This is a genomic window from Pantoea sp. X-Soil-OKNW-713 (assembly GCF_059730685.1).
This window is the reverse complement of the sequence record NZ_AP035995.1, coordinates 2099721-2110805: the sequence shown is the minus strand read 5'-3', so window position 1 is coordinate 2110805 and position 11085 is coordinate 2099721. Positions and strand designations below refer to the sequence as shown.

Genomic DNA, 11085 nt, shown 5'->3' with positions numbered 1-11085 from the left:
GCACAAGGATCAGCATGAAAGTACGCCACTTGCAGGAAAACTCGGTACGTTACTTCCTTGAAGTGGTGCGCTCCGGCTCACTCAGCCTGGCGGCTCAGAAACTGAATGTCGCCGCTTCGGCGATCAGTCGCCAGATTAGCGGGCTGGAGGATCGGCTGGGCGAAACGCTGTTTGAACGTCGCAAGGAAGGGATGATCCCCACCGCTGCCGGTGAACTGCTGGCGGCGTGGGCGATCCGCACGCAACTGGAAAGTGAAAAAGTGCTGCACGAGCTGGCGGAACTCAATGGGTTACGGAAAGGTGAGGTGCGTATCGACAGCTCCGCCGGTTTCAGCGTCGATTTTTTGCCGATGATGATCGCCTCCTTTCGCCGCCACTATCCCGATATCCATTTTCGCCTGCATGTTACCCACGCCGAAGAGGTGGTGCGGCGATTACGCGAGGGGGAAAGCGATCTCGGGCTGACCTTCAGCCAGATCCCGGAAGAGAATATTCACGTTGCCTGGCGTTTGCAGTCACGGCTGGTGGCGGTGATGCCACCGGACCATGTGCTGGCGAAACGCAGCGGCCTGCAATTGTCGCAGCTCAGTGGCTATCCACTGGGTTTGCCGGAACGGCCGATCATGTTGCGCCGCCTGTTTGACGCCTGCTGTAGCCGCCAGGGCATCACCATCTCCCCGGTGTTTGTCACCAACTCCATCAGCGCCCTGCTGGCTTTTGTGCGTTATGAGCAAGGCGTGGTGGTGGCCTCCGAAATGACGGTGCGAGAATATATTCGTACCCATAATTTGTGTGCCGTACCGCTGGTGGGCCAGGATCTGCACGGCATCAATATCGAACTAAATACCCTCGCGGGACGCAGTATGCCGAAAGCGGTAACCGCGTTTATCGATCATTTTATTCGCGAAATGGACGCCTTTCCGTTTATTTCCGCCGTCACATCATAACCGCCACTTATTAAAAACCGCTCGGAGGAGCTGATTTTGCCCCTTCAGGATAACCATGACTTATCATGGCGTTATCTTTGCCTTTTTGATATCGCTGGCGTGAAAAAGTTGAAATGGTGATAACCCTGAACGCATGGCAGGATGAATTCGCGTTGCGAAATTCAATTCACCGGTTATTAAGGAACAGCCATGCGAGATTCATCGTTCTACCGGCACTGGGTGGTTATTTTGCTGTATATCGCCTGGTGTATCGCTTTTATTGATCGCGTTGTCTTGAGTATGGGCGCACCGGCGCTCACCGCTGAGATGCATCTCAGCCCGTCTGAGCTGGGTTTGGTGTTAAGTGTGTTCTATTTTGGCTTCTGGCTGATGCAACTGCCGGGCGGCTGGCTGGCCGATCGCTACGGTGCCAAGATGGTGGTGATTATGGCGATTGGCTTCTGGTCGCTGTTCACCCTGCTGACCGGACTGGCCTGGTCGCTGGCCTCGCTGCTGGTGATTCGCCTGCTGTTTGGTCTGGGCGAAGGTGCCTTTCCTTCTGCGGCGATCAAAAACGCGGCGGAAAACTACACCACGGAACAAAAACCGAAAATCACCTCGCTACTGGTCTCGTCAAATTACATCGGCAGCATGATCGCCCCGCTATTGATTGCCCCACTGCTGCTGCATTTTCACTGGCGTCACACCTTTATGCTGATTGGGATTTTGGGCCTGGCGTTTGTCCTGATATACAGTCTGACGGTGCGTAACACCCCGGCCAGTGACAGTCAGCAACGTAGCCGCATCAACCTGAGTGACGTCAAAAGCGTGATGAAACATCCGCTGTTGTGGAAGATTGCTGCGGTGTGGTTTGGCCTCAGTCTGATCAACAAAGGCCTCGACTCCTGGATGCCGGTATATCTGATGACGGAACGCCATCTTGACCTCAAAGCCGTCGGCGTATTGTTGCCGATCCCCTATCTGATGGCCGGTATCGCCACTGCCATCGGCGGTTGGGTGATGGTGAAATTCTTCAATGGCCGCGAAAACCTGATGTTGCTGTTCAGCGCGTTATTTACCGCCATTGCCATCGGCTGCATGTACCGGGCGGAAACCCTCACCGGGGTGATTATCGCCCAGGCGTTTACCTACTTCTTTAAATCCTTTGTGCTGGCGATCGCCGTCGCGCTTCCGACCAAAATTCTGGCGCCGCGCATGGTGGGTTCGGGCATCGGGGTGATCAACTTTGGCGGCCAGGCGGCCGGATTTATCGCCCCGCTGGCAATCGGCCTGATGGTGCAACATTTCAGCTTCGGGTCGGCATTTTTGTTCCTGATGGGCGCAGCGCTGTTCTCAACCCTGATGAGCCTGACCATCCGCACCGAGAAAACAAGCACCCAGGCAATTATGCCGACTCCGTAACGGCGCGATAAATCGCGCGGGTTTAATTGATAAAGGATCTGACGATGGAAACGTTATGTGATCTCCCGGCGAGCGAAGCCCGTCGGTTAATTGGGGAAAAAAGCATTGCCCCAAGTGAATTACTGGAAAGCTGCATCAACCGTATTGAACAGGTCAACCCCGCGGTTAACGCGATGGTCGCCTGTGATTTCGCCGCCGCGCGTGCCACGGCACAGGCGCAGGACAAGGCGGTACTGCGCGGCGAACCGCTTGGCCCGCTGCACGGTTTACCGCTCGGCGTCAAAGATATGATTGATGCGGCCGGCCTGCCTACCACCTTTGGCAGCGTGGCGAAGCGCCACAACCTCGCACTCCAGGATGAACGTCTGGTGGCGGTGCTGCGTGCCGCCGGTGCCAACGTGGTGGGTAAAACCAACGTACCGGAATGGGGTGCAGGCGGTAACTCGCGCAACGCGGTGTATGGCACCACCGGCAACCCCTTCGATACCACCCGTTCAGCGGCAGGATCGTCTGGCGGTTCAGCGGCCGCGCTGGCCTGCGGCATGGTGTCGCTGGCGACCGGTTCCGACACCGGCGGTTCGCTGCGTAACCCGGCGGCGTTTAATGCCGTGGTGGGATTTCGCCCCACGGCAGGTTTGATTCCGGCAGAAAAACGCGGCTGTGCCTGGCTGCAAATCTCCACCCTTGGCCCGATGGGACGCACGGTAGCGGATGCCGCGCTGATGTTAAGCGTGATGCAGGGCGAGGATGCGCGCGATCCGCTCTCCCATGTGGTGCCGGGGCGTCAGCTACGCCAGCCACAGGAGTTTTTCCCGCTGCCCGCAACCGATTTGTCGTCGCTGCGCCTTGCCTGGAGTAGCGATTTTGGTTTTGCCCCCACTGAGCAAGGCGTTGCCGACAGCTTCCGTCAGAAGATGACGCATATCGCCCCGCTGTTCGCCAGTGCCGAGCAGGCGACGCCCGATTGTCACGGCACCAATGAAGCCTTTGAAACGCTGCGCTCGCTGCTGTTTCTCACCGGCACGCGGGAGCTATATCAGCAGAATCCCCAACTGGTGGGGGAAAATGTTCGGATGAACATTGAGGAAGGCTTGCGCTACAGCGCGCTGGATATTTCCCGTGGGCTGGATCTGCAAACCCAGTTGTATCGTCGTTGGGAAGCCTTCTTCCACGACTATGATTATATGGTGTCACCGGCGGTGACCATCAGCCCGCGTCCGTGGACCGAACTTTACCCACGAGAAATCAACGGCCAGCCGACGCGCACCTATTATCACTGGCTGGCGTTGGCCTATGTCACCTCGCTGGCGGGGCTGCCTTCCCTCTCCTTACCCGTTGGCAAGGATGCACTGGGAATGCCGTTTGGTTTACAGATTATCGGCAAGCGCGGTGATGACAGCGGTGTACTCCGCGTGGCGCAGGCGCTGGAACAGAAGTTTAAGCACGATACGCAGTTGGCGCGGCCAGTGCCGGACCTTGACGCACTGCGTCAGGCGCGCCCCATCGCCAGCATGGCGGATTTTTATCTCCCTTTAGGCCAGTAAACGAGGATCGTATGAATTTACCTTTTTCCAAAGTGCGTCTGGTCGGTGACCAGGTGTGGTTATCCGGCGTGATCGGTTTTGAAGAAGATGGCACGCTGGCGGCGGAAGTCAGCCGTCAGACCGACCGCGTCATGTCAACTATCGAAGCCACGCTGCAAGAACAGGGTTGCACGCTGGCGGATATCTTCTCCTGCACCGTTTATTTAACTGACGCCGACCTGTTTGCACCCTTTAACCTGGCTTATGCCAAATGGTTTAGCGATCCATTGCCGGTGCGAACCACGGTACTGGCTGGATTAGTGTTGCAGGAGGCGCTGCTGGAAATTACCGTGGTGGCACAGAAACCCAAAACGGAGTGAAGCGATGGCACATGATGTGTTAGTGCTGGGCGCGGGAATGGTCGGCGTCAGTTGCGCCCTCCACCTGCAACAGCGCGGCTACGATGTGGCGCTGCTGGACCGGCGCGAACCCGGCGAGGAAACCTCTTACGGTAACGCGGGGATCATCCAGCGGGAGGCGGTACATCCTTACGCCTTCCCGCGTGATATCAAGACGTTACTTAGCGTGGCAGGTAACCGTCGGCTGGATGTACGCTATCATCCGCGTGCCATCCCGGCGCTGGCGTCACCGCTGCTGCGCTACTACGCTCGCTCAGCACCCCGCGCTTATGCCCCGATTGCGGCGGCTTACGCCTCGTTGATTGCGTTGTCGATCGACACCCATGAAGCTCTGCTCGATGCGGCTAATGCCCGCCATCTGTTAGGCGAACGTGGCTGGCTGATGCTGTTTCGCAGCGATAAACAGCGTGATGCGGCCTTTGTTGAGGCTGATAACTTGCTGGCGCTGGGGGTGAATCATCGCAAACTGGATGCAGCCCAGCTACGCGCCACTGAACCCGCGCTGCGGGCTGAACTGAGCGGTGCGGTGTACTGGAGCGATCCCCTGACGGTGCGCGATCCGGGCGCGTTGGTAAAAGCCTATGCCGCCTTGTTATTTGCTCGTGGCGCAGCCTGGCATCAGGGCAACGCGCAGACGTTGCGTCCGACAACTGAGGGCGGCTGGCAGGTTGATAATCAGCATGGCGAAGCGGTGAAAGCGCGTCAGGTGGTGGTGGCACTCGGTCCCTGGAGTCCACAACTTACCGGTGATTTCGGCTACCGTCCGCCGCTGTTTGTGAAGCGCGGCTACCATCAACATTTCCAGCCGGTCGCTGGCGCTACGCCACGTCACTGGATGCTGGATGAAGAGCGCGGCTATCTGGTGGCCCCGATGGCACGCGGGTTGCGTATCACCACCGGGGCGGAACTGGCGCATATTGATGCCCCCGCCACCCCTCATCAGCTCAGAGCGGTGGAACAGGTGGCGCGGCAGTTGTTGCCGCTGGGAGAGGCGGTCGAAGCGGAACCCTGGAAAGGTGCCCGTCCCTGCATGCCGGATATGAAACCGGTGATTGGCGCAGTTCCAGGACAACGCGGCATGTGGTGCGCCTTTGGTCATGGACATCAGGGATTTACCCTCGGCCCGGCCACCGGGATGCTGCTGGCAGAGATGATGCACGGTGAACGCAGCAGCATTGCGATGGAGCCGTTTAGCCCGGCCAGACGTTTCTGAATCCGTCGCGGCGCGATTTAGCACTTCACCACTTCCGTCGCGGCGCGATTTATCACTTCACCACTTCCGTAGCGGCGCGATTTATCGCGCGGTTTTTTCTGGCAGCGCGCTCAGAATTGCGCGATAAATCGCGCCGCTACGTGGGGGGGATGGCTTTCAACAATTCCCGCAGAATATTCCTGACCCCGGCCACCGCCGGGTCCCTCAGGCTGTCAGTTCGCCAGGATAACTCGATCGGATAATCGGGTAAGTCAATTGGACAGTTAACCAGCCGCAAATCAAACATCGTCGCCATAGCCTGAGCGGCATGGCTGGGTAACGTCACAATCGAGCGCGACCCTTTGATCAGATAAGGCACCGCCGAAAAGTGGGTCGCCGCCGCTTCAACCGTGCGTTTCAGGCCCAGCTCAGCCAGCACTTCATCAACGATCCCCACCACGCCCCCCGAAGAGATCAGAATATGTTGCAGTTGGGTGTAGTCACTCAGCGTCAATTCACCCGTTGGCGGTGCAAAGTCCAGTACACAGGCGTAACCATTGACGCCGACCAACTCTTTACTCAACGCCGCTGAGTTGCCACTGCCAGAAGTCACGGCCAAATCGACCATCCGGTTCATCAACATCCCGGCAGCAATGCGGCTGTGAATTTGTCGGAAGATCAGCCGCAGTCCGGGGTACGCCTCTGCTACACGGTTGATCAGCTGGCGTGCCAGCGCGATTTCATAATCGTCGGACCAGCCTAACACCAGGGTTCTGCCCTCGAATTCCGCCTGTTCCCGTTGCGCCAGCGCCAGACTCTGACGGCAGCGATTTAACGCTTCACTGACGATGGGTTTTAATTCCTCCGCACGACGGCTCGGACGTAAGCCGCGCCCCGTGCGTTCAAACATAGGGTCACCATAAATTTTCCGCAACCGGCCCAGCGCGGCACTGACGGCCGACTGGGTGATGCCAAGACGCAGCGCAGCCCGGCTGGCGCTGCCCTCTTCATACAACGCTTCGAAAACTTTAAACAAATTCAGGTCAAGCGACTCGATATTAATTGTATTCATATCTGATAGTTATTTTTGAGGATTGATTCATAGAACTATACCAAGGTATATCTTGGCTTCAACTCCCCGCTCACAGGTAAATTGCCATGACATCCTCAACCGTGGCGGTGCTACAAATTGGCTCCGCACCTGAAGGTAAAGCGCAGACGTTAGAGAAGATTTTGTCTTATGAACAACAAATTACTGCCAGCCAGGCGCGCCTGGTAGTGATGCCCGAAGCCCTGCTTGGCGGCTATCCGAAAGGTGAAACCTTTGGCACCCAATTGGGCTATCGACTGCCACAGGGACGTGAAACCTGGGCAGAATATTTTGCCAACGCCATTGATGTGCCGGGTAAAGAAACGGAGGCGCTGGCCGCACTGGCACACCGCACCCAGGCCGCACTGGTGATTGGTGTGATTGAACGTGAAGGCAGCACCCTGTATTGCAGCGCGTTATTTTTCGAACCGGAACATGGTCTGGTGGCAAAACATCGCAAGCTGATGCCAACCGGAACCGAACGCCTGATTTGGGGCCAGGGCGATGGTTCCACGCTGCCGGTGGTGGATACTCAGGCTGGACGTATCGGTGCCGCCATCTGCTGGGAAAACCATATGCCGTTGCTGCGTACCGCCATGTATGCCAAAGGGGTAGAAATCTGGTGCGCGCCCACGGTAGATGAACGTGATGTATGGCAGGCATCAATGCGGCATATCGCCCACGAAGGTCGCTGTTTTGTGTTAAGCGCCTGCCAGTTGCAACCCTCGCCAGCCGAATTGGGTATAGAGATCCCCGGCTGGGACAGCCAGCGCCCGCTGATTCAGGGGGGAAGTGTGATTATCGGTCCACTTGGGGATGTGCTGGCAGGACCGTTGCGCGGCAGCGAAGGATTACTCACCGCCCAAATCGACACCGATGAACTGATTCGCGCCCGCTATGATTTTGACGTGGTCGGACATTATGCCCGCCCGGATGTGTTCTCGTTGGCGGTTGACCAAAAACCCAAAAAAACCGTCATTTTTCAATAAATCACCGTAGCGGCGCGATTTATCGCGCAGATTCTGTGCGCGATGCCGGAAAAAGATCGCGCGATAAATCGCGCCGCTACAAGGGGAATTATTCCATGTATGTGCCAATACGGCGGTTAACCTCGGCACGCAGATGCAATAACTTCTGCGCATCGGCCGGCCACGCTTTGAAGGTAATACGCATCCCCATCACGTCATCAACCAACGCCTCAACGGCCGCACGACCTTGCAACGCTTCCAGACATTGCAAGGCGCGCAAATCCTGCATCGCTTCCAGCAGCACCTTAAGGCGAATCGAAGGCAGCGGCGTGAAGTCTTTTCCGGGATAAACAAGGAATGGATCACCCGCCGGGAATGCCTGCAAACCATCGGTAACGGCAAAAGGATCGATTGCCTCACGCGACAATTCGCTGTTGTAGAAGTTAAAACCCCAGTGCAGAAACCCTTCAATCCGGTATAACCAAAGCTGTACCCCGAGGATACGGTTACGCAGCGACGGTTGCGCCATAAAACGGTTAGCCACATCGAGATACTGGGCGCAACAATAATACGTCCACAGGCCTGGCACCTGATTTTCGAGGAACGGCTCCAGATAGTCAGAGGCGGTGACCGGTTTTTCCACCAGGCCAAGGCGATAAAAGTCATAATCGGACAAGGCATCCAGCGTACGGTAGCCGGGAATTAACGGCCGCAGCAGATCGCTGGCTTTACGGTAATTTTCCAGATGTTGATCGGTCGGTTCATCGGAAATATGGAACCACACCCGATCACGCAGACCCTGCTCATCAAACCACGCCGTCAGTTGTGGTAAGAAGGCGCTCAGGAATTGCCGCCACTGCTCACCAAAGGCATCGGTATGCCAGCCAAAACGTGGCTCACGGCTGCCATCTGGCAGTTGTACCGCAATATGCGGAGCATGCGCCGCTCCCCATTGGGTAAAAAAGTGGGCGATCTCAAAATCGCGGATGCCCTCGGTACGGCATAAATCTACCCAGCGGGCCAGCCGTTCAAAGCCAAAGCGATAGCCACCCTGCCCGTCATCAAAAACGTCAATCAGTTGCACCTCAGTACGCACCGTCCCTGGCGCGGTATCGAGCGGTGGCGTAAACAGCGGCGTCAGCATCATATTGACGCCATGCGCCACGGCACTTTGCACAAATTTGCGCACAGCCTGCCAGTACTCCTCGCTGAACACCGTCAGTTGATAATAATTCGCCAGGCAATCGGTATGAATCCATTCGGTATGGTAAAGCTGTTGTTCAGGCAGAGTGGCAGGTAACACCGTCACCACCAGTGCCGCTTCACTCATCACGCTGTTCTCGGCTTCTTCATATAAGCGCAGCGTCATTTTATGTTCGCCAGGCGGTAAACCTTCCGGCGGCGGTGTCAGGCACAGCCACAACGCGCCCTGATAATTGCAGGTGATTTGCATGGTCGGGCCGGTCACCGGCATCAGCAGATCGGGAAACAGACCTGGCTCCGTGGTCAGATAATGGTCATCCACGGTGTTGTAGCAGGGTAAATGTCCCGGCACAGACGTGACCTGATACACCTGCAACCACGGTGCTAACTCCCCTTCAACCGACCAATGCAAAGTGCGTCGCGTTTTGCGCTCGGTGGAAGGCAGAAAATATTGCGCCTGAAATGAGAGTGTCTCATTGGCGAGAATGCTGGTCGTTGCCAGTTGCTTTACGTCGGCAATTGTTTTTTGGTGAAACATTTTTTCCAGCGACGAAGTCAGCCGCAGATGTAACGTCATGGTTCATCCCTTACAGTGTCAGAAATTTTGCAATTTAATAACACGCAAACAGGCAAGAAAAAATAGAAAAAAAAGGTAATAAGAAAATAAGATGACGCAGCTCGCAAAACATAATATTTTCCTGCCAATAGCGAAAGCAGCGCGGAAATAAAGGCGTCAGCCTGGTTTTAATTACAATTATCAACCTCCGGTAAAACCTCTTAACAGCGTCAAAAAAAAGCCTTGCTAATTAGATCATTAGCTGTCGCCAGGCCTTTCGATTCGTTCTTTCTGTTACGAAAACAGGGCTTAAAACCCGCAAAAAACCTTTCGATTTCGAAAGATCGAAAGGAAAATCATAGGTTGCACTTACACTTTTTCGTTGTTGACAGCCAGATTACGGATGGTTTACAAAATCATTTATCCACACCGGGTCTTTCCAGAGAAATACTTCTTATTGATGAGGGTTGTGTCATGCTGTCTGCTAAAAACAATAAGTCTCACGCCAGACCAGTAATTTCCGGAATTGCATTAGCTGTCGCACTTTTAATTCCTGCACTCAGCCACGCCGCAGATAAAATAACCTTACGTTATGCAATATGGGATCGTAATCAACTTCCTGCGGAAGAAAAAATTGCGCAATCATTTGAGAAGGCCAACCCGGATATCAATATTGATATTGAAGTGGTGCCTGCATCTCAGTATTTCGTCAAACTGGACTCTGCCGTCGCAGGGGGCGTCGCACCGGACATCTTTTGGGTCAACATGCCCTACTTTATCCAGTATGCGCAGAACCATGTCCTGGCCCCACTGAACGGCTACCTGAACGATAAATCGGTCGATCTTAACAACATCGTTGCCAGTTCGGTGAAGGCCTATCAGTTTGACGGCAACCAACTGGCGATTCCGCGTGATGTGGATGCCATCGCTGTCTGGTACAACAAAAAGCTGTTTGATCAGGCTGGCGTCAGCTATCCGAAAAAAGGCTGGACCTGGGATGATCTGAAAACCACCGCCACCGCGCTGAAAGCCAAACTGAAGGGCGATGCTTTCCCGCTGTATATGGACCTGAGCAATGACGGTCAGGAAAGCTACCTGAACCTGCTGTATCAGAAAGGCGTCCATATTGTTCCGACCAATGGCCAACCGACGGATATCGCCAGCGATAACGCCATTTGGGTTTACCAACAGTTGCAGCAAATGATGAAAGGCGGCCTGCTGCCGACTGCCAACCAGATGAGCGAGCTGAAAACCGACTCGGTGTTTACCTCCAACCGCGCGGCAATGGTGTACGCCGGTTCCTGGCAGGCGGCCCCGTTCGCCAGCAACCCACAGATTAACGATCATATCGGCGTGATCGAAATGCCACGCATCGATAAAGAAGCGGGTGTGGCGCACAGCCTCGGCTTCGCCCTGTATGCCAACGGCAAGCATAAAGATGCCGCCTGGCGTTATGTCTCCTTTATGGCGCAGAAATCCTCACAGGAGGAGCTGGCCGCCGCGGTGATCCCCGCCAACAAACAGGCGATGCCTGCCTGGGCCGCCAATATTAAGCAGGTCGATGTTACCGCCTATCTCACTGCGCTGGACCACGCCACCGCTTACCCGACGGCAGGCACCAATACACCGAAGTGGCAAAACATGTGGATCAGCAGCCTGAAGAAAATCTTTATGGGTGCAGATGCCAAAGAAGAGATGGATAAATCGGTGAAGAAAATTAGCCGGGTGATGGAAAAGTAAGACGCAATCCGTAACGGTGCGATTTATCGCGCCGTTACGACAACCT

At 55.6% G+C, this 11085-nt stretch carries 9 protein-coding genes; 7 read left to right on the top strand and 2 right to left on the bottom strand.

The window, feature by feature from the left end:
* Positions 1-14: 14 nt before the first annotated feature.
* From AC6I8R_RS09790 to AC6I8R_RS09770, 5 genes are all read left to right on the top strand, one after another.
* A complete protein-coding gene (locus tag AC6I8R_RS09790) occupies positions 15-947 on the top strand; it encodes a LysR family transcriptional regulator (protein WP_415174229.1) in 933 nt (310 codons plus the stop codon).
* A 189-nt stretch (positions 948-1136) separates the two neighbouring features.
* Entirely contained in the window at positions 1137-2348 is a 1212-nt protein-coding gene (locus AC6I8R_RS09785) for an MFS transporter (RefSeq protein ID WP_497832187.1), read from the top strand.
* Between the two features lie 44 nt (positions 2349-2392).
* Positions 2393-3892 (top strand): amidase, encoded by a 1500-nt coding sequence (locus AC6I8R_RS09780; protein ID WP_497832186.1) that lies wholly within the window; start codon positions 2393-2395, stop codon positions 3890-3892.
* A gap of 11 nt (positions 3893-3903) precedes the next feature.
* Positions 3904-4251: a RidA family protein gene (locus AC6I8R_RS09775; protein ID WP_021183257.1), complete on the top strand. Its 348-nt coding sequence runs from the start codon at positions 3904-3906 to the stop codon at positions 4249-4251.
* Between the two features lie 4 nt (positions 4252-4255).
* A complete protein-coding gene (locus AC6I8R_RS09770) occupies positions 4256-5503 on the top strand; it encodes an NAD(P)/FAD-dependent oxidoreductase (RefSeq protein ID WP_021183258.1) in 1248 nt (415 codons plus the stop codon).
* A gap of 136 nt (positions 5504-5639) precedes the next feature.
* On the opposite strand, the gene AC6I8R_RS09765 is transcribed toward AC6I8R_RS09770, so the two are convergent.
* Positions 5640-6554 (bottom strand): LysR family transcriptional regulator, encoded by a 915-nt coding sequence (locus AC6I8R_RS09765; RefSeq protein WP_497832185.1) that lies wholly within the window; start codon positions 6552-6554, stop codon positions 5640-5642.
* A gap of 86 nt (positions 6555-6640) precedes the next feature.
* Here AC6I8R_RS09765 and AC6I8R_RS09760 point away from each other — a divergent pair, with 86 nt between their 5' ends.
* Complete coding sequence (locus AC6I8R_RS09760) at positions 6641-7561, top strand: carbon-nitrogen hydrolase family protein (protein ID WP_497832184.1); 921 nt, start codon at positions 6641-6643, stop codon at positions 7559-7561.
* A gap of 88 nt (positions 7562-7649) precedes the next feature.
* On the opposite strand, the gene AC6I8R_RS09755 is transcribed toward AC6I8R_RS09760, so the two are convergent.
* A complete protein-coding gene (locus tag AC6I8R_RS09755) occupies positions 7650-9320 on the bottom strand; it encodes a DUF4091 domain-containing protein (protein WP_497832183.1) in 1671 nt (556 codons plus the stop codon).
* 453 nt (positions 9321-9773) lie between these two features.
* Between AC6I8R_RS09755 and AC6I8R_RS09750 the strand changes: the two genes are divergently transcribed.
* On the top strand, positions 9774-11039 hold the full coding sequence (locus tag AC6I8R_RS09750; protein ID WP_051337939.1) for an ABC transporter substrate-binding protein: 1266 nt from the start codon (positions 9774-9776) through the stop codon (positions 11037-11039).
* Positions 11040-11085 lie beyond the last annotated feature (46 nt).